Source organism: Schinkia acidoalkalinis, from assembly GCF_054301215.1.
Genome location: NZ_CP182573.1, coordinates 1,426,500 through 1,445,749 on the forward strand (window position 1 = coordinate 1,426,500; position 19,250 = coordinate 1,445,749).

The 19,250-nt window shown below is 36.7% G+C and carries 15 protein-coding genes, 1 pseudogene and 1 riboswitch; of the genes and pseudogenes, 5 read left to right on the forward strand and 11 right to left on the reverse strand.

Features of this window, described 5'->3' with window-relative positions; genetic code table 11:
- The first annotated feature begins 60 nt into the window (after positions 1-60).
- A complete protein-coding gene (locus ACNQFZ_RS07585; RefSeq protein WP_458414673.1) occupies positions 61-1,428 on the forward strand; it encodes a C40 family peptidase in 1,368 nt (455 codons plus the stop codon).
- Positions 1,429-1,593: 165 nt separating this feature from the next.
- Here the strand turns inward: ACNQFZ_RS07585 and ACNQFZ_RS07590 are convergent, their stop codons facing one another.
- From ACNQFZ_RS07590 to ACNQFZ_RS07600, 3 genes are all read right to left on the reverse strand, one after another.
- A complete protein-coding gene (locus tag ACNQFZ_RS07590) occupies positions 1,594-1,992 on the reverse strand; it encodes a VOC family protein (RefSeq protein ID WP_458414674.1) in 399 nt (132 codons plus the stop codon).
- A gap of 118 nt (positions 1,993-2,110) precedes the next feature.
- Positions 2,111-2,737 carry an NAD(P)-dependent oxidoreductase gene (locus ACNQFZ_RS07595; RefSeq protein ID WP_458414675.1) on the reverse strand — a complete coding sequence of 209 codons (627 nt, stop codon included), beginning with the start codon at positions 2,735-2,737 and terminating at the stop codon, positions 2,111-2,113.
- Between the two features lie 49 nt (positions 2,738-2,786).
- On the reverse strand, positions 2,787-3,338 hold the full coding sequence (locus ACNQFZ_RS07600; protein ID WP_458414676.1) for a CBO0543 family protein: 552 nt from the start codon (positions 3,336-3,338) through the stop codon (positions 2,787-2,789).
- Between the two features lie 166 nt (positions 3,339-3,504).
- A riboswitch (cyclic di-AMP (ydaO/yuaA leader) is annotated at positions 3,505-3,648 on the forward strand.
- A gap of 153 nt (positions 3,649-3,801) precedes the next feature.
- Here ACNQFZ_RS07600 and ACNQFZ_RS07605 point away from each other — a divergent pair.
- The 3 genes from ACNQFZ_RS07605 (at position 3,802) to ACNQFZ_RS07615 (ending at position 7,247) form a co-directional block, all read left to right on the forward strand.
- On the forward strand, positions 3,802-5,628 hold the full coding sequence (locus ACNQFZ_RS07605) for an APC family permease (protein ID WP_458414677.1): 1,827 nt from the start codon (positions 3,802-3,804) through the stop codon (positions 5,626-5,628).
- A 150-nt stretch (positions 5,629-5,778) separates the two neighbouring features.
- Entirely contained in the window at positions 5,779-6,054 is a 276-nt protein-coding gene (locus ACNQFZ_RS07610; RefSeq protein ID WP_458414678.1) for a hypothetical protein, read from the forward strand.
- Positions 6,055-6,188: 134 nt separating this feature from the next.
- Positions 6,189-7,247: an FUSC family protein gene (locus ACNQFZ_RS07615; RefSeq protein WP_458414679.1), complete on the forward strand. Its 1,059-nt coding sequence runs from the start codon at positions 6,189-6,191 to the stop codon at positions 7,245-7,247.
- 96 nt (positions 7,248-7,343) lie between these two features.
- Here the strand turns inward: ACNQFZ_RS07615 and ACNQFZ_RS07620 are convergent, their stop codons facing one another.
- The 7 genes and pseudogenes from ACNQFZ_RS07620 to ACNQFZ_RS07650 all read right to left on the reverse strand — a co-directional run bounded on the left by ACNQFZ_RS07620 (position 7,344) and on the right by ACNQFZ_RS07650 (position 17,612).
- Complete coding sequence (locus tag ACNQFZ_RS07620; protein WP_458414680.1) at positions 7,344-8,255, reverse strand: DMT family transporter; 912 nt, start codon at positions 8,253-8,255, stop codon at positions 7,344-7,346.
- Positions 8,256-8,485: 230 nt separating this feature from the next.
- Positions 8,486-9,955, reverse strand: coding sequence for an alanine/glycine:cation symporter family protein (locus ACNQFZ_RS07625; RefSeq protein ID WP_458414681.1), 1,470 nt, complete (start codon positions 9,953-9,955; stop codon positions 8,486-8,488).
- Between the two features lie 141 nt (positions 9,956-10,096).
- A pseudogene (gene recQ, locus ACNQFZ_RS07630) lies at positions 10,097-11,842 on the reverse strand (DNA helicase RecQ); the annotation flags it as partial.
- 210 nt (positions 11,843-12,052) lie between these two features.
- Positions 12,053-13,519, reverse strand: coding sequence for a GntP family permease (locus ACNQFZ_RS07635; RefSeq protein ID WP_458414682.1), 1,467 nt, complete (start codon positions 13,517-13,519; stop codon positions 12,053-12,055).
- Positions 13,520-13,634: 115 nt separating this feature from the next.
- Positions 13,635-14,426, reverse strand: coding sequence for an enoyl-CoA hydratase/isomerase family protein (locus ACNQFZ_RS07640; protein ID WP_458414683.1), 792 nt, complete (start codon positions 14,424-14,426; stop codon positions 13,635-13,637).
- 48 nt (positions 14,427-14,474) lie between these two features.
- A complete protein-coding gene (locus tag ACNQFZ_RS07645) occupies positions 14,475-16,028 on the reverse strand; it encodes an acyl-CoA synthetase (RefSeq protein ID WP_458414684.1) in 1,554 nt (517 codons plus the stop codon).
- A gap of 210 nt (positions 16,029-16,238) precedes the next feature.
- Positions 16,239-17,612: a sigma-54 interaction domain-containing protein gene (locus ACNQFZ_RS07650; RefSeq protein WP_458415341.1), complete on the reverse strand. Its 1,374-nt coding sequence runs from the start codon at positions 17,610-17,612 to the stop codon at positions 16,239-16,241.
- Between the two features lie 205 nt (positions 17,613-17,817).
- Here ACNQFZ_RS07650 and ACNQFZ_RS07655 point away from each other — a divergent pair, with 205 nt between their 5' ends.
- On the forward strand, positions 17,818-18,252 hold the full coding sequence (locus ACNQFZ_RS07655) for a MaoC/PaaZ C-terminal domain-containing protein (RefSeq protein ID WP_458414685.1): 435 nt from the start codon (positions 17,818-17,820) through the stop codon (positions 18,250-18,252).
- Between the two features lie 94 nt (positions 18,253-18,346).
- On the opposite strand, the gene ACNQFZ_RS07660 is transcribed toward ACNQFZ_RS07655, so the two are convergent.
- Complete coding sequence (locus tag ACNQFZ_RS07660) at positions 18,347-19,003, reverse strand: carboxymuconolactone decarboxylase family protein (RefSeq protein ID WP_458414686.1); 657 nt, start codon at positions 19,001-19,003, stop codon at positions 18,347-18,349.
- Between the last annotated feature and the right edge of the window lie 247 nt (positions 19,004-19,250).

The following is a 19,250-nucleotide window of genomic DNA, read 5'->3' on the forward strand; positions in this document are numbered from 1 at the left end:
TTCCCGCCGTAGGATCATGAATTCTACAAATAAATTCAGGAAACGAGGAGGAAACATTTCATGAAAAAGAAACTTATTACAACTACAACAGCTTTACTACTAACATTCAGCGGTTTAAGTCTTCCAACTATCTCAATGAATACTCACAAAGTTGCAGCCGCAACAACTCAAATTGCAAATCCTTACAATAATCAAACAGCTGTCGATGCAAAAGCTGATGAAATTATCGCAACAGCTAAAGACTTAATTGGAAAAGCAACATATGGCCGTAATACAAAAACAACGTATCCTTATGAATTCACATGTGCAACCTATATTAATTTTATCTTTAAACAAAATGGTGTTGATATAGCTACATGGGATGAAAACAATATGATTCAACAAGGATATGCAGTGCCAAGAGACCAATTACAAAAAGGAGACCTTGTCTTCTTTGACAGCACTCCAACTGATGGCGACCCTACAAATCATGTAGGTATGTATATTGGGGATAATAAGATCATTCATATGGCAAATCCCGAGCTAAATGTCGTAATTTCCGACTTAGATAGCACTAATTATTATAGAGATGACTATGTTGGTGCACGACGCGTATTACCAAGTCTTTTATCAGCAAATCCTGCAACAAAGGGCGATCAAATTGTCGCAACAGCATTTGACTTCCAACCAAAAGTAACAATAAATTCAACAACAAACAATGAATCTACACTAACATTTACAGCTGGCGGTTATGTGGATTATATCTTTAAGAAAAATGGTATTACTTTAGGTACTACAAACATTAAAGAACAAATTAAGCTTGGTAAACAAGTGGCTAAAACTGATTTACAAAAAGGCGACCTTGTTTTCTTTAACTATACAACAGGCTCAACGAATCCTGGAATCGTAGGTATTTATGCAGGAGACAACAGATTAATCCTATCTTCACCTACTGATGGTGTTTACACAAGAGTTACCACGCTTGATTACTATCAGCAGCATTATATAACTGCAAGACGTGTGATTAACGATACACAAGTAACACCAGTTCCAGAACAACCAGCACCAACTAAAGCTGACAACATCGTTAACTTTGCAACTAGTTTAATCGGAAAAGCAAAATTTGGTTATTCCTATGATGAAAGTACTCTGACTTTTACACCAGGTGGATTTACGAAGTATGTCTATAAGCAATACGGTGTTGATTTAAAATCAACTCTAACAAGCTATCAATCTACTTTAGGACAAGCTGTGCTTAAAGCTAATCTGCAAAAAGGTGACCTTGTCTTCTTTTCAACAAATAACGGTGGAACAACAATCGCTGATGTAGGAATTTATGTTGGTGACAATCAATTTATCCATCTAACAAGTGATAATGGTGCTATTAAAGAGAGCATGACATCAGACTGGGCAACAAAGAACTATGTAACAGCACGTAGAGTTTTATAATAGTAAAGCTGCTCATGCAGCATTGAATTGTACAAGCCGTTTGGGATTGCAGTCCCAACGGCTTTTTCTATATAATTATCTCTCAACAAGTCTTACCATAGAGGGACACGGGGACAGGCACGCTGTCCCACATTTTGCTCCTCCAATTTTTATCCCAAAAGCTGATTATTTTGGAAGATTTAGTTGCCACGATACTCCAAACCGGTCATTTAACCAACCAAACCTCTGACTAAAACCATAATCACCTATTGGCATAAGTGCTTGTCCACCTTCGATAAGCTTCTGATATAAGTTGTCAATTTCTTCTTCGTTATCACAAGTAACAAAAATTGAGAATGAAGGAGTAAAGGAAAACTGATGCTTCACATTACTGTCAATGCACATAAATTCTTGCCCTTTTAAGGAAAAGGTAGCTTGCATTACAGTTCCTTCGTCTCCAGCTTCATTCGCTCCATAGCGAACAATACTTGTAATTTTTGAATCGTCAATAATTGATATGTAATGATTCATCGCTTCTTCTGCTTTACCATCTTGAAACATTAAGAATGGTGTAACCTTTTCCATTCAAAATCAACTCCTTTTCAATATCATCCTTATTATACAGAATAGCACAAGAAAACACGTTTATTCTATCGGATTCCTAGCGGTTAGTCCGATAAGTAAGTAGTGTAAGTGAATATTATTAGTAGGCGATACCTACACGCGTTTTTATATAATCGCTACTTTTTATTTGGCTAAATGTAAATTCTGCTGTATCTTGAACTGAAATTTTAATACCACCCTCCGGCAAAAAATTACTGTCTGTTCGATATTTACCTAACCTTTCTCCATCAGGCAAATATGTAGGACAGACAATCGTCCATTCAAGCTTTGATTGTTTAAGCATATCGTAGACTTTATAATGTTCTTCGGCTGCACGGACTGACTTACGCTTCGATTCACTTGACTGATAACGTAATAAATTTGGGGTCATTCTACTTTGAAGGATTCCAGCAGTTCCTATAGTAATAATTCGGTGTATACCTTCATATTCCATTGCTTCGATAATAAACGGCATACTTTCTGATAGAGTGGTTGTCCCATCTGTATTGAGTGAACTAATAACGACATCAATTCCGCGACCATGCATTGCACGTACGATATCATCTTTATTTAAAACATTTCCTTGAATAATAGTTAAATTTTCATGATTTATTTGAATCTTCTCTGGAGTGCGAACTAGTACAGTAACATGATGTCTGTCATCAAGGGCATAAGTAACGATATGACTTCCAACTCGTCCAGTTCCACCTAAAATTAAAATATTCAAGAACGAACCTCCTTTTACGAATCTAAGTTCCATTTTGATAAATATAAAATTAGAATTTTTTATTTAAATTCATTCTTTGAACTAACCATTTTACAAACATAGCTTTTACAACGTAAATTGGAAATGAATAAATATGCTTCCAATTTTCTAATTTGTAAATACCTAACCAAACTGATAATGGTTCAAATATAAAAGAAAAAATTGTTGCCATTATTAAATTGGCGATTATAAATGATCTCCATGTTTTAAAAAATTGATAAATTGTCATATGAGCTACGATAAGTATTCCATGATCAACAGCGATTAATCGAGGCATTACTTGTAATAATTTGTAGGGATACGACCAAAGATGAGTATTAACACCTATATCATCCAGAAGTCCAACCAAAAGCACTAATAAACTCCCAAAGAGTAAAATTTCCATTAATCTATTTTTATCAACATATCTCCACCATACAATCCATGGGAAAATAAAAACAAATAAAAGTATCCACCATTGAAATGTAAACAAGTCGTGATGGAGCCAATATTCATTTTTCATTTCAGTTAATTTATATTCGAGTTTTTGTATTTTATCATAACTTGGGTAGATTGATTTCAATTTTTTCACTCTCTTGTATTCAAATGATTATTATTATCCCTGTTAATTATTGTTCTATTCAACAAACCCTCCCTTTAGTTTAAGTGTATATTCTCACAAAATCTAAGATTTTAATTTCCCCATTTACTTTTATTCAACTCAGGAGTATTATTATGAACAGTTTCAAATTTCTAAATCGCTGAAACCATTAGGTACGGGGGAACCATTTTCGTGGATTGGTAGCAATCCAAGGGGTGAATCCTTTATAGGTAGGGCTACTCAAAGGTCCGAATCCGACAGCTAACCTCGTAAGCGTTATATGAGAAGGAAGATGGAGCTTGTGACGCAATAAAATAAAGTGTCTACAGGTCTATTTTACTATGACTTGTAGGCACTTTTTTATTTGAAAAAATGACTACTTTACAATTTTTTTTGGATAGACTATTCAAAACGTAAAGTATCAGCTAATTAGACGGGGGTAGTTATGCTAATTTCTTTAAAAAGGTTCCTTATTGGGCGACCATTAAAATCAAATGAATTAGGAGAGCAGAAACTTAACAAGGCAAAAGCATTGGCAATTCTTTCTTCCGATGCATTATCATCAGTGGCATATGGTCCCGAACAAATTCTGATTGTATTAGTTACATTCGGTACTGTAGCAGCCTGGTATTCAATTCCAATTGCTATTGGCGTATTAATTCTATTGACAGCTCTCATATTGTCTTATCGACAAATCATTTTTGCTTATCCTCAAGGTGGGGGTGCCTATGTAGTTACAAAAAATAACCTAGGTGTAAATGCAGGTTTAATAGCAGGGGGGTCACTATTAGTAGACTACATTCTTACTGTTGCAGTAAGTGTGTCAGCAGGCACAGATGCAATAACATCTGCCCTTCCCGCCTTGCATGATCATAAGGTTGGAATAGCCATTTTTTTCGTACTGCTTATTACGATATTAAATTTAAGAGGTGTGACGGAATCTGCTTCTATATTGGCTTATCCTGTGTATTTATTTGTATTGGCATTGTTCATATTAATAGCTGTAGGTATTTATCATATTGTAACAGGGCATGTTCCACAGACATTACATACGCCAATAGGTACTCCTGTGGCTGGTATTAGTTTGTTTATTCTTTTAAGGGCGTTTGCTTCCGGAAGTTCTGCATTAACGGGGGTTGAAGCTATCTCTAATGCAATACCTAACTTCAAAGATCCCGCACCTAATAATGCTGGTAAAACATTAATGATGATGGGCGTTCTTCTCGCAATATTGTTTTCGGGAATTGTTTATTTAGCTTACTATTATGGCACTACACCTCTTCCAAACGTAACTTTAGTATCGCAAATCGCAGAGGCGACTTTCGGTAGGAATTTTATGTACTATTTTATTCAGGGGACTACAGCATTAATACTGATTCTGGCGGCTAACACAGGCTATTCGGCATTTCCATTATTGGCAGTTAATCTGGCGAAGAATAAGTTTATTCCCAGAATGTTTTTTGTAAGAGGAGACCGCTTAGGTTACTCAAATGGAATTATTATACTTGGCTTGGCTTCCATCTTTTTAATTGTTGCTTTTCATGCAGAAACAGAGCATCTAATACCACTTTATGCAGTAGGGGTATTTATTCCATTTACTTTATCTCAGACTGGTATGATTGTTAAATGGATACGTGAGAAGCCTCAAGGCTGGCTTCCTAAACTAATAATTAATTCAATCGGTGCTTTGATTAGTTTCATTGTCACAATCATGTTCTTTTTAACAAAATTCGGGCAAGTCTGGCCCATATTTGTCTTCATGCCGATTATTATCTATATTTTCTACCAGATAAAAAGACATTATGATGCAGTTGGAGAACAACTGAGACTTACATGTGCTGAACCAGCTATGACCATTAAAGGGAACATTATTGTCGTACCTGTTGCTGGTATGACACGGGTAGTAGAAAATACCTTGAATTATGCTAAATCCTTTCACGTTGATCAAATTATTGCTGTGTATGTTTCTTTTGAAAAAGAAGATAAAAAAGACTTTGAAGAAAAATGGAAAAAGTGGCAACCCGATGTTAGATTGGTAACCCTATATTCTCAATATAGAAGTATCATTAATCCCCTTGGTAAGTTTATAGATACGATTGACCATAAAGCAAATGAAGCAAACTACCAAGTTACGGTGATCATCCCGCAATTTATTCCAAAGAAAGGCTGGCACAATATTCTTCATAATCAGTCAGGGACATGGATTCGCTCCTTCTTGCTGTTTCGAACAAACGTGGTAGTCACTACCGTACCATATCATTTAATAAAGTAATCAGTACAGGGAAATACTTCAGAAGATGAATATGTCGCCTTTTTTAATCAACTAAATACTTATTTTTCAAAATAAAAGGATGTTGTCCATTACGTAAAAAACCTTTTTGTCATATTTTATAATATCTAAAAGGAAAGGGGGAAACATCCTATGTCCAAAAAAGAAGATGTTGCGATACAACAAACACCAGAATGTCCAACCTGTCCAGAAGGCACTGTTTGTGAAAATAGTGATTTACTTTGTATAAACATTCCCTGTACAACTACAGTAGTATTGCTGGGCTTGATTCAGTTAAATATTGCTCCGTTATGCATTAGAGCTGGTGCGGTAGGTAATTTAGCAAACTTAACTGATCAAGAGAAACTTGCTCAAGTGCAAAATATATTTGGTGCACTTAGAAATACTCTTCCAAACTTTACAGCTTAAATACCAGCGAATATTTACGATTGCTCACGAAGAGCAGTCGTATTTTTTTAGGAACTGTATGAATAGCTCCTACTAGGCGGATGATATGTAGTAGTTGAAGATAATCTGGTAGTTACTCGAGGTGATTTTCACTGTTGAGACTAGACAAACTCCATCGTATCGGGTTAACATTGCATGTCTTGAAATCGGCACTTTCAGCAGGATTGTCATGGCTTGTTGCTTCCTCGATTTCCCATAATCAACATCCTTACTTTGCGGCACTCGGTGCCATTCTGACCGTGCAAGTAACTGTGGCTCATTCTATAAATAAGGCTATGCAACGTGTCATTGGGATTATCGGAGGTGTTGTTATCAGCATAATTGTAGGAAATTGGCTATATCCAAGCGCAAATTCTATCATGCTCGTTGTACTGCTTGGAATGGCTATCGCAACGGCACTTCGATTGAAACAAGAAGCTATATCACAAGTGGCTGTTAGCGCCATCCTCGTACTTGCATTTGGTAAAGCACCTGGATATGCGACTGACCGAATTATTGAAACAATTGTCGGTTCCATCATTGCAATTTTAGTAAATATAGTGTTTATACCTCCGAACCCCATCCCAGATGCGGAAAAGCAATTATTACACTTAAGTAAATATGCAAGTACTGTACTAAATAATTTGGCATTCGCTTATCAGGAACGGGCGCTCCGACTCATAGATATTCCATATGTACAAGAACTCGTTGATGAAACAACTAAAAGTTTTCAAGCAGTACAATTAGCACACCAAAGTTTACGATACAGTCCCCTTTTACATAATAAACGTGCTCGAGTGTATGCTTTATCCAAGGTCATCAGAAGGTTTGAAAGCATCACCATTCAAATTCGCGGAATTGCTAGAGGACTAGTTGATCTTGGTCACGAAATACGACCAAACCATCATCTAATTGAAGCTATGATGTCCACAGCAACCTGCGTTGGTCTTATTGCCGGCCGGGAAATAACACATTCGAAAGAGCTTGTAGAAAAGCTACAATTGTCAACTAAAGAAGCAATGACCAAACAGAATATGTGCTTACTAAGTTTCAAGGAAATAGAATCATTAGAATTACTTCGGAATCTAGGCAGTATTCTTACTGATTTACACAGAATTTTAGTTGAGGTAGATGGAGGAGCCAACATTGTTGCAAGGGAATTCCGTTTGAAATGAAAAATAGATTTTCTTTCAGAAAAGAATAGCCATACTTCCTTTTGAAGTATGGCCACTACTTTCCATTCTTGAAATAAGAAAATCCTTACATTATATCTAGTTATTTGAAGAGGGCTTTTTATCCAATGCCAATAACAAAATGAGTCCGATAATACAGGCAGTACCAAGCCATTGAAAAAAACCAAATGGCTCTTTTAACCAAAATACAGTTGTTAAAACCGCAGCTAATGGTTCCAAGCTGCCTAGAAGGCTTGTTTCTTTAGGTGAAAGGCTTTGTAAGCTTTCAATATAAAACCAAAATGCTAGCATTGTACCAAATACGATAACGAATACTAAATAGAAATAGGTTTCCAGCGTCAAGCTTTTAAAGTCTATTTGCCAAAGTGGATGGATCATATTTAATCCAACGCCACCGATGATCATAGCCCAGCCAACAATAACAAGGGAATCGTATTGTTTCAGTAATGGAACAGCATATAGAGTATAAAATGCTAACGCTAGGGCAGATAAAACACCCCACACGATTGCAAGTGTTGGCACATAAACCTGCGAGATTGAGCCGTTTGTTAATAAGAAAAAACAACCCACTAAAGCAAGAGAAACCGCCATTAGGTCTCTTCGTGTTAGAGCAGTTTGTTTGCGGAAAATTAAGTATACGATAATCATAACAGGTGCTAAATACTGTAATAGCGTCGCAACAGCAGCATTACCATGTTTAATTGAAGCCATATACGTATATTGAACCGAAAGCATACCAAGCAAGCCGAAGAAAATGAGTTGAAAAGCGATCCTTCTATTTTTCCAAACACCTACTATTTGCGAACGGTCTTTTACAAAAAATTGAACGGCCAAGAGTAAAACACCCGCTATGAGCAACCGTGTAGTTACAAGCCAATTTACATCGATTGCTTGTTGAAAGAGCTTTTTGGCAACGGTGCCACTAATCCCCCAAAGGATCGCCCCTATTATAACAAGAAATAATCCTGTTCTTCTATTTGGTCTATACATGTATTACTCCTCACCTTGAAATATAATAATAGTTTTATAATAGATGAAAAACCATTTTAACTCTACGGAAAATTTGTGGCTACCAACCATAATCGTAAAGTTGGAGAGTTAATTTACAATTTGCTAATCAAATAGTAAAAGGCACCCACATTCAAGTAGATGCCTTTTGTTTGATGAAGCGAACTTAGCACTAATCTTGGTGTATTTACCTTAAATGATAAAAGTACACTTTATGAAACAATCCGATTCTTATTCTTTGGGGATTTGTTGTATCCATTTTTCCAGAAATCAGCATTCTTAATTCCATACTTAGAAGAATTAAATTCTGGGTCTTTCCCTTGCTCCAACTGCTCTTCATAATCTTTTAGAGCGATATTGGCTGGTTTAAATAATAAAAGAATAGCAATCAAGTTCAGCCAGACCATAATTCCAAGCCCAATATCACCCATTGCCCATGCAGTAGTAGCCGTTTTTACCGATCCGTAGAAAGTTGAAATAATAAGGATGAGTTTTAGTAAAACAAAAGCCATACCTCTATGTTTGCCACGTACTAGATAAGCTAGATTCGTCTCTGCAATATAGTAGTAGGCATAAATCGTTGTGAAGGCAAAGAAGAATAAAGCAATGGCAATAAAGCCTGGGCCGAATCCCGGAAGGATGGTATCAACGGCAGCTTGAGTGAAACCAGGTCCAGGTTCAACTCCTTTCAGGTTTTCCCTTATGAAATCCCCTGTTTTTTCATTGATTACATTGTATTGATTCGTAAATAAAATCATCATGGCAGTCGATGTAACAACCAAGAATACATCTAAATAAATGGAAAAAGCTTGTACCAAACCCTGTTTGACCGGATGAGATACCTCAGCTGCTGCAGCTGGGTGAGCACCAGTACCTTGTCCGGCTTCGTTCGCATAAAGGCCACGTTTTACTCCCCACATAACCGCCGAACCAATAATACCGCCAAATAGTTGCTCTGCACCGAAAGCGCTTTTAAAAATTAATCCAAATACTTCTGCTGTTTTTTCAAAATTAATAACTATGATTGCAATTGCAATTAACAAATAACCGATTGCCATAAAAGGAACAATCAATTCTGCGACTCTAGCAATCCGCTTAACTCCACCAAAAATAGTAAATCCAATCAGTGCGACCACAATTAAACCCGTAATTCTATTGTCTATACCAAAAGCATTGTGAACGGCATCCCCGATGGCATTTGCCTGTATTCCTGGCATCAATATAGACATTGCGAGTAGTGTTGCCACAGCGAAAATGATGGCAAACCATTTCCAGCCAAGACCTTTTTCTATATAATATGCTGGACCTCCTCGATACACACCATCCTGGTTTTCTTTATAGATTTGAGCAAGAGTCGATTCCACAAAGGCTGAAGCTGCACCTACAAAGGTAATAACCCACATCCAAAATACAGAGCCCGGTCCCCCATATGCAATACCTGTTGCTGTTCCGGCGATATTTCCTACACCAATTCGACCTGATAATGACATAGCTAATGCCTGAAAAGAAGAAACACCCTCATCGGAACTCTTCCCTGAAATCAAAAGCTTGACCATTTCTTTGATGTGACGAATTTGTAGGAATCTAGTGCGAAAACTAAAATACAAACCGCAAAAAACAATGAAAACAATCAATAATGGGCTCCACAACCATCCGTTAACTGTTGTTACAAGTTGATCCATCAGAAAATCCCTCCTAACACTTTTGTTATATAACACTTTACTACCTCGATTATAAAGTACAACAATATAATGTATCAATGAATTTTTCTATAAAAGGGACAGGTACCTCGTCCCCGTTTCTCACCTTGGGCAATACGCAATAATTGCGTTAATAAATTTTTCACCGTATTTTGCCAGCTTATGCTTCCCCACTCCACTCACCTGTAAAAACTCTTCATCAGTCAGCGGGAGCTTTGCACACATATCCTTTAACGACGCATCTGAAAAGATAACAAATGGCGGTACATGCTCCGCTTCCGCCACTGTTTTCCTTAAACTGCGAAGTTCCTCAAACAATGGATCGTCATTGGCAACTTGCTTAATTTGTACAGCCTCTTTTCGAAAAACATTCTGTTGACCGGTAAGAACAGCTTTTCCAGCCGAAGCAACAAAGATGGTCGGATAGGCTCCTTGCTCAACCCCAATTATATTAATGGAGATAAGGAAATCAATTAACTCGGTGACTTGCTTGGCACTTTGCTCCTTCATAATTCCATAAGTTGAAAGCCTATTAAATCCGAAATCTAGAACCTTTTTATTTTTTGAACCAGTTAACACGGCCGCAGTCATTGCTTTTCCATATTTTTGCCCCATCCGAATGATGCAGCTTAACACCATCTGAGCTTCCTTTGTCACGTCCACCTTAATTCGGGTATCGGTGCAATTTCCGCATCGTCCGCATGGTTGTGTTTCTTTTTCACCGAAGTATGTAAGGATAAAGGATTGGAGACAGCTTTCTGTATGACAGTAATCAATCATCTGCTGCAGTTTCTCCAGCTCTTGCTGCATCCGACCTTGTTCCGCAGATTGATCAATTAAGAAGCGCTGGATTTGCACATCTTGTGGAGAATAAAGAACCGTACACTCACTTGGAAGCCCGTCCCGCCCAGCACGCCCGGCCTCCTGATAATAACTTTCCATATTTCTAGGCATTTGATAATGGATAACATAGCGTATATTCGATTTATCTATGCCCATGCCAAAGGCAGAGGTTGCCACCATCACATCTGCTTCATCTTTTAAAAATCGTTCTTGTTCGTATGCGCGGGTCTCATCCTTCATCCCCGCATGATATCGTGCAGCATTCACGTTTTCTTTGCACAGCCATTCATACAGCTTATCCACTGTTTTTCTAGTCGCCGCGTAAATGATACCAGCTTCATTTTTATTCTTTTTCACATAATCCTTTAGAAATGCAAGACGATCCTGACCTTTGATGATAGCAAATGAAAGGTTTTCCCTTTCAAATCCTGTGATAATCGAGTTGGCAGGATTGATTGACAGGGAATGACAAATATCTTCCCTTACCCTTGGTGTTGCTGTCGCGGTTAATGCCAATACTATAGGATTGCCTGGGAGTTTATCCAGTAATCTTGAAATGTGCAGATAGCTTGGGCGGAAATCATGTCCCCATTGTGAAATACAGTGCGCCTCATCCACCGCAATAAGAGGGACATGTATATTTTTTAATAGTTCCTGAAAATCATTGGATTCAAGCCGTTCTGGTGCAACATATAATAGCTTATATCCGCCAGAGATGGCTTCTTCAATGGTTTCTTTAGCCTCTTCCGGGCTAAGTGAACTATTGATATAAGCAGCAGGAATTCCTAGTTGATTTAATGTATCTACCTGATCCTTCATTAGGGAAATAAGTGGCGAGATAACCAAGGTGGTTCCTGGAAGAATAAGTGCAGGTATTTGGTAGACAATGGATTTACCGCCGCCTGTTGGCATTACACAAATTGTGTTGTTTCCATGGAATACAGATGTAATAGCCTGCTCTTGGCCAATCCGGAATGACGAGTAACCATAATAGGTTTTTAGAAGTTCACGAGCTTTTACTAGCAAGGTAGAGGACCCCTTTCTTTAGTGTGGAATATATAGGGAGGATTGTACCTGTTTATTTTATCATCTTTTTACTATTGGTGCCTTATTTTCCATAAGAAATAGACCACCCAAAAAGTGGTCTATTTCTTATCGATAAATTAATTCCAAATATTCAAAAAATATACGCCGTGACAATTGGATAGTAGCGGTCATTCAAAGATGATCTATTTTTTATACAATTGCAAACAAGCTGAATACACCAATGGCAAAGAATACTGCAAGTCCCTTTATAACAGTAATGGCAAAGATATCTTTATATGCTTGACGGTGAGTAAGCCCGCAAACAAAAAGGAGGGTTATTACTGCTCCGTTATGCGGTAACGTATCAAAACCACCTGCTGACATAGCTAGAATACGGTGTAAAACTTCTAGTGGAATACCATAATTTGCGGCTGTTTGTATGTAGGTATCCGCCATCAATCCTAAAGAGATACTCAATCCACCAGATCCTGAACCAGTGATGGCACACAAAACATTTGTCATAACCGCTCCATTTAAAAGTGGGTTAGTAAAAATCCCAGTTAGAAAGTCCTGTACAGCCGTAAACCCTGGTAATGCTGCAATTACGCCCCCAAAACCATATTCTGCTGCCGTATTCATAGTTGCTAGCAATGATCCACTTATCCCCACCTGCATACATGATCTAAAGTTTAATCTAGCAGCTTGAACATTCACTAAAATTGTCGCTATTATACCCATGATAAGAGCCAACTCTACTGACCAAACTCCAATAACCTGAGCCATATTAACATTTCCATATGCTTTCAAACCAATAGAGGCAAAATCAAATCCATCAGCATACCAGACAGGTATAGACTCGGTAAAAAACTTATTCATTATTCCCACTAACAATAATGGAATAAAAGCAAACCAATCTCTTCTACTAATCCCATTTCCAGAAACGCTAGCAGAAGCCATAGATGACTCCATTGCCACTGTGCTAGTTGCTGCTAATTCAGCTTCGGCTGCTTCTCTATTTATAGCTTTATCCCCTATTCCAAAATATCCTTCACCCATTTTTGCTGCCTTTTTCCGACAATGATTGAGATACAAAAGGCTGCAGGTAGCAATAAATATAGCACCAATAGTTCCCAACACCGGTGCAGCATAGATGTTTGTGCCTAAAAACGTCGTCGGGATAACGTTCTGAATTTGTGGAGACCCAGGAAGTGAATCCATGGAAAATGTAAAAGCACTAACTGCAATAGTTGCAGGAATTAAGCGTTTTGGAATATTAGCTTCCCGAAAAAGCTGATTTGCAAATGGATAAATAGCGAATACTGCAACAAACAAGCTTACTCCGCTGTAAGTCAGGATTGCACCCATTAACACAATCGCTAAAATAGCTTGTTTTGCCCCGATAAAGCGAACAATAATCTTAGCAATACTTTTTGCTACACCACTTATCTCAACTAATTTTCCAAAAAGAGCACCAAGTATAAAAACTGGGAAATACAGTTTAACAAAGTCAACCAACTTTACCATGTAAATATTGGAGAAGTAAGGTAAAACATGACTTGGATCGGTTAAAAAGACGGCCATTAAGGCACACAATGGCGCAAAAAGAATAACAGAAAAACCTCGAAAAGCAAGAAACATAAGTAATCCAAGCGCTAAAATAATGATAAATACATCCATTTTTTAATCTCCCCCTATCTTGGCTCGGAATAGTAAAGGCGGTCCATTCTAAACCATTGATTGTGCTCCCTAGAGTCATCAACTCTTATCGATAAAGCGCTTTCAATTTAGTAGATTACTGATCTATAAAGTTGGGATTTCGCTTATTGATAAAGGCTTCTACTCCTTCTATAACATCCTTCGTTTGAAAAACGTGACCAAAATGATTAGCTTCAATCAAGAGTCCATCATGCAGTGTTTTTTCGTACCCGTAATCAATAGATTGTTTAGCCAAGGTTAATGATGGCAAAGAGTAATTGCAAATAAACCTAGCAAGTTCCATTGCTTTCTCTAAAGATTTCCCTTTTGGTACAACATGATTTACAAGCCCAATTTGTTTAGCTGCTTCTGCCGATAGTGGCTCTCCCGTAAAGATCATTTCCTTCGCTTTCGCTTTACCAATCAGTCTAGGAAGCCTTTGTGTCCCCCCAGCACCCGGAAACAATCCAAGTTTAATTTCAGGAAGCCCAATCATAATATGCTCCTCCGCAATTCGAATGTCGAAACATAATGCGAGTTCACAGCCTCCCCCTAATGCCACTCCATTGATTGCAGCAATTGTTGGGCAAGATAAGTTTTCAATTTTATTTAATGGTTCTTGAAGCCAAAGAGATTTTTGTTCTGCCTCTTCCACTCCTTTTCCCATCCAAGCAGGAAATCCTTTTATATCCCCACCTGCCATAAAAGCTCGATCTCCTGCACCGGTAAGAATAACGACCTTTACTTCAGAATCCTTTTCAATCTCATCAGCTACAATCGACAACTGTTCCACAACATCTGCACTTAGGACATTGACGGGTGGATTATTAATAACAATGGTTGCAATATTATTTTGTTTAGACCATGAAACAACTGAATCATTATTCATCTAGTATCCTCCTAAACTTTCAAATCCAAGTATTTGAAACACGTATAATTAAACAACTCCACTAAATTGGTTTCGGAGAATGAACTTCTGAACCTTTCCAGATGGAGTTCGTGGTATTTCATCCACGAAAATTACCTTTTTGGGCTTTTTGTAGCTGGCAAGATATCTTTTACAGTAATCGATCACTTCTTCTTCCGTAAGCTTAGCCCCTTCTTTCTTAACAACTACAGCACAAACTGCCTCAATGTATTTTGGATCAGGTAGACCAATAATAGAAACTTCTTTTACAGCCTCATGTCGATATAAAACATCTTCAATCTCTGCTGCGTATATATTTTCTCCTCCACTTCTAATCATATCTTTCTTTCTACCTGCAATTGTTAGATATCCCTCTTCATCGAATTTCCCTAAATCTCCTGTTTTACACCAACCATTTACAAATGTTTCTAAAGTGGCTGCAGTGTTCTTCCAGTAGCCCTCCGAAACCCCTGGACTTTTAATCGCAATTTCACCAACTTCACCTGTTGGAAGTTGGGCTCCATTCTCATCGATAATTCTAATCTCTGTTAGTGGCATAGGTTTCCCAACGGTGTGGCCTTTTGTAAAAACATCCTGCGGATCAAGTGAAGCAGCAATTGGCTGACCTTCTGTTAATCCGTAAACTTGAACTACCCCAAGTTGGGGAAATTTTCTTTTTAATGTTTCTAATGCCCATGGCATTAGTGGGTCACCACCGGTATAAATAGTTTTCAAAGATTTTAGCTTATACTCATCAATTCCGGGCAGATTTAACATTTCATAAATCATAAATGGAAACAGGAAGCAGTCCGTAACATTTTCATGTTCAATAACATCTAGAATTCTTTTAATCTCAAACCCCTGGCTTCTTGTAATGATTAATGTTCCACCCATCAATAGGATTGGAAGTGCAATATCCTCCATTGCACCAACATGGTATAGTGGACCTGTTGTCATCCCAATTTCTTGGCCTGTAAAATTCCATTTCATTACTTGTATACTTGAAAACCAAAGTGTTGTTCCATGGGTCCAAACTGCACCTTTAGGTCTTCCAGTTGTTCCAGAAGTGTACATTAGCATAACTGGATCGTTTATTTTAATGTTGTTTACAATAATTTCATCAACTGATCCTCTTTCTAATTCACTCCAAGGATTAGACCAATTAGGGATTTCATCCTGTTTATTCGGTAGACAAAAATAGCGCTCAACAGAAACATGATTACAAATTGGCTCTATCTGAGGGGCCAAGTTTGAATGGAAACACAAGATTTTTGTCTGTGAATCGTTTAATGCATATTCCAACTCTGCACTAGTAAGCCTGAAATTAAGGCGAACAGCAATTGCACCAATCTTGGCAATTGCAAAATAAAGAGCAAAATATTCAAGGCAGTTATATAGTAAAATACCTACGCGATCCCCTTTTTGAACTCCTAATTCGTAAAGTTTATTGGCATATGAATTCGATATTAGGTGGAGATCTTTATATGTCCATGACTTTCCCGCCTCCTCTTGTATCGCTATTTTACTAGCATTTAAGTCATTAAAATCATTTGCCATTTTTCTTGTGATAATACTTACATCCAACGAAATTCCCCCTTTTACTCTTTATTATTTACTCAGTTATTTCTAATGCAATTTCCATGCCAAGGCAAAAAAGTTATACAAACTTACAATTTTATTAATTTAATAGAAATGTAATAATTTTATATTTTCTTGTTTTTCGGAAACAAATAAATAATTACATAAAAAAACCAATCCGAAATTTCGGAAGATATTCCGAAATTCTGGATTGGTTTATTGGTCAGATATTTGATATTTTTTTATTTTATCGTAAATAGTGGAATTACCAACTCCGAGAGCTTTTGCAACCTTTTTTTTATCGAACTTAAATTTCTTTAACGCCTGTTCAATTACTTTTTTTTCTGTTTCTTCCACTATATCCTTTAAACTTTTTTCTTCAAATTTCTCATTCTCATGCTTCTTTATATAATCAGGTAATGCTTCTATTCGTAGTGTCTCATCATTTGTGAGGTGAACACTTGCATAAATAACATTCTCAAGTTCTCTGATATTACCCGGCCAGTCACATTTTTCCATAAGTGAAATAACCTTGGGATCGATGCCAGTAATTCGTTTTCCAATACGTACTGTATATTTCTTTAAAAAGTAATCAACAAGTAAAGGGATATCTTCGGTTCTATCCCGTAAAGGGGGAATGAATAATTGGATTGCATTAATTCTATAATATAAATCTTCACGAAACTGTTTTTTTTCAATCATTTCTTCCAAAGGACAATTTGTGGCAGCAATTACTCTAACATTTACTTTTTTTGGGTGAAGTGCACCTACTGGCTCAAATTCTTTTTCCTGAAGGACCCGTAATAACTTAACCTGCATATGCTGCGGCATATCACCAATTTCATCAAGGAAAATGGTTCCACCATCAGCTAATTCCACTTTACCTTTTTTACCTCCCTTTTTTGCTCCTGTAAAGGAACCCTCTGCATATCCAAAAAGTTCAGATTCTAACAATTGTTCCGGAATAGCACCACAATTTACTTTTATAAATGGTTTATCACTACGATTACTACATTGATGTATGCTGTGTGCAACAATTTCCTTACCTGTACCGCTTTCTCCTCTAATTAATACGGATATATCACCTCTAGCTATTTTTTTAACCCTTTCTTTTATTTTTTGAATTTCTTGTGATTCTCCAATTAATTCGCTTATAGAATACTTTATTCCATTCGTTATACTTTGTTCATTTCTATAATAATTTTGCTTTGTAAGCAACTCTTTAATATGATTATGCATTTTGTCCCAATCATCAAGATCACGAAAAATAATAGTTCCAATCGCACCGATTATTTCATTGTTTTGGATAATTGGTAATCGATTTGCTATTACAAAATTTCCTCCTAGAAACTGCAAATCCGCAATTTCAGATTTGCCTGTTTGTGCTACCAGGTGCATCCTTGTATTTTCGATTATATCTGTAACGTGTTCGCCAATCACTTTTCCTCGTTCAATGCCCAAAAATTTACAATAGTTATTACTCATATATTGAATAATCCCCGCACTATTGACAATAACAGTTCCATAATATGTACTTCCAAACACGATATCTAACAGTTTAGTATTGAAAAACTCCTCTACATTCAAAATAAACTATCTCCTTTTCTAGTATTCTTTTATCTTCAAGAAACGTTTCTTGGCAACGCTTTCAATTTGGAATATTTTTTATTTTCATATATTACGATCATATAGTTATAACAAGAATTTTTCAAATATTATGTAAAGTGATTGAAGGTATAATTTGGCACAATTCTTGCATTAAAAAATGGTATCAAAGGAAAAGGGGGAAGTTAAAATGTTTAATAAATATCTTGAAGATTATGAAATAGGAGAAAAATGGATTTCTAGATCACGTACAATTACAGAGACTGACTTAGTAATGTTTTCTGCATTTAGTGGTGATTGGTACCCTCTTCACACAGACACAGAATATGCAACAAATACAATATTCAAACAACGGATTGCCCATGGAATGCTTATTCTTTCAGTCTCAACTGGCTTACTCCACTTTGAACCAGGTATCGTTGTTGCCTTTTATGGAATGGAGAAGGTTCGGTTTGTTAAGCCTACATTTATTGGGGATACCATTCATTTAGAGGTTGAGGTTATGGATATTTTGGATAAAGATGAAAACTCGGGAGTTGTAACCACAAAAGTTGATATTAAAAAACAAACGGGTGAAACTGTAGCAGTCAATTATATGAAAATTTTAGTTAGTAAAAGACCTTAAAGGAAGAGACTGTGTCAGAAGTTAAATAAGCAATATAACAGTTAAAAATAGGCCGCATTTGCGACCTATTTTACTGTTTCTAAAGAAATCTATTTTATGCATCAAATGCATTTAATGAATTAACGCTGTGTGCCAATGCTGAACCCGCTTTTAAAGCGGTTGCGACCATTATCGATTCTGCTACTTCTTCTTTTGTTGCCTTCGCGCGTTTTGCCCCTTTTGTATGTATATTAATGCAATATGGGCAGCCCGTTGTATGAGCAACAGCTGTGGCTATCAATTCTTTTTCTTTTACACTTAAGAAACCATCCTTCATCGTTTTTGTATCAAAATCAACAAATGCCTTAAACACATCCCCATTTAATTTTGAGAACTCTTGTAATCTTTTAAAATAGGATGCCTTATATAATTCTTCGTCACCATCTTGATCATATGCATTTAATGCATTCACTCCATGGGCTAGTGCAGAACCTGCCTTTAATGCTGTTGCAACCATAATGGCTTCAGACATTTCTTCCTTGGAAACTTCTTTTGATTTGGCCTGTTTAACATGAATCTCGATGCAATAAGGGCACCCAGTTGTATGGGCAACGGCTACAGCTATTAATTCCTTTAGCCTTTTTGATAATTTTCCTTCAGATAGCGCAAGCCTATCAAATTGCATAAAAGCTTTAAAAGTATCCGGTGTAAGATCACTTAATTCACTAATACGGTTAAAATATGATTTTTTGTACAATACATCGTCACTCATATCTTTTCCCTCCCGAATTTTCAGTATTTTTAGAATATTTATCTGATTAGAGCTATAATAGCACTTTTATATAAAAAATGGAAATATTAAAATTGTGTAAAATTTAGACAACTTTTTTATCCCATAGGCAATAATCATATATGAATATTATGAATTGGACATGGTTGGTATAAATAAAAAAATATAGAAAAAGAGCAATCCTAATGTCCTATAAGGCACATCGTTCGAGTAGTTCTTTCTATCGAAT

Excerpts from the sequence above, each read along its gene's own strand:
- ACNQFZ_RS07585 (WP_458414673.1), top strand. The coding sequence starts at position 61 with ATGAAAAAGAAACTTATTACAACTACAACAGCTTTACTACTAACATTC.
- ACNQFZ_RS07655 (WP_458414685.1), top strand. The coding sequence starts at position 17,818 with ATGTTTAATAAATATCTTGAAGATTATGAAATAGGAGAAAAATGGATT.
- ACNQFZ_RS07620 (WP_458414680.1), bottom strand. The coding sequence starts at position 8,255 with ATGTATAGACCAAATAGAAGAACAGGATTATTTCTTGTTATAATAGGG.
- ACNQFZ_RS07635 (WP_458414682.1), bottom strand. The coding sequence starts at position 13,519 with ATGGATGTATTTATCATTATTTTAGCGCTTGGATTACTTATGTTTCTT.
- ACNQFZ_RS07625 (WP_458414681.1), bottom strand. The coding sequence starts at position 9,955 with ATGGATCAACTTGTAACAACAGTTAACGGATGGTTGTGGAGCCCATTA.
- ACNQFZ_RS07610 (WP_458414678.1), top strand. The coding sequence starts at position 5,779 with ATGTCCAAAAAAGAAGATGTTGCGATACAACAAACACCAGAATGTCCA.
- ACNQFZ_RS07660 (WP_458414686.1), bottom strand. The coding sequence starts at position 19,003 with ATGAGTGACGATGTATTGTACAAAAAATCATATTTTAACCGTATTAGT.
- ACNQFZ_RS07605 (WP_458414677.1), top strand. The coding sequence starts at position 3,802 with ATGCTAATTTCTTTAAAAAGGTTCCTTATTGGGCGACCATTAAAATCA.
- ACNQFZ_RS07640 (WP_458414683.1), bottom strand. The coding sequence starts at position 14,426 with ATGAATAATGATTCAGTTGTTTCATGGTCTAAACAAAATAATATTGCA.
- ACNQFZ_RS07590 (WP_458414674.1), bottom strand. The coding sequence starts at position 1,992 with ATGGAAAAGGTTACACCATTCTTAATGTTTCAAGATGGTAAAGCAGAA.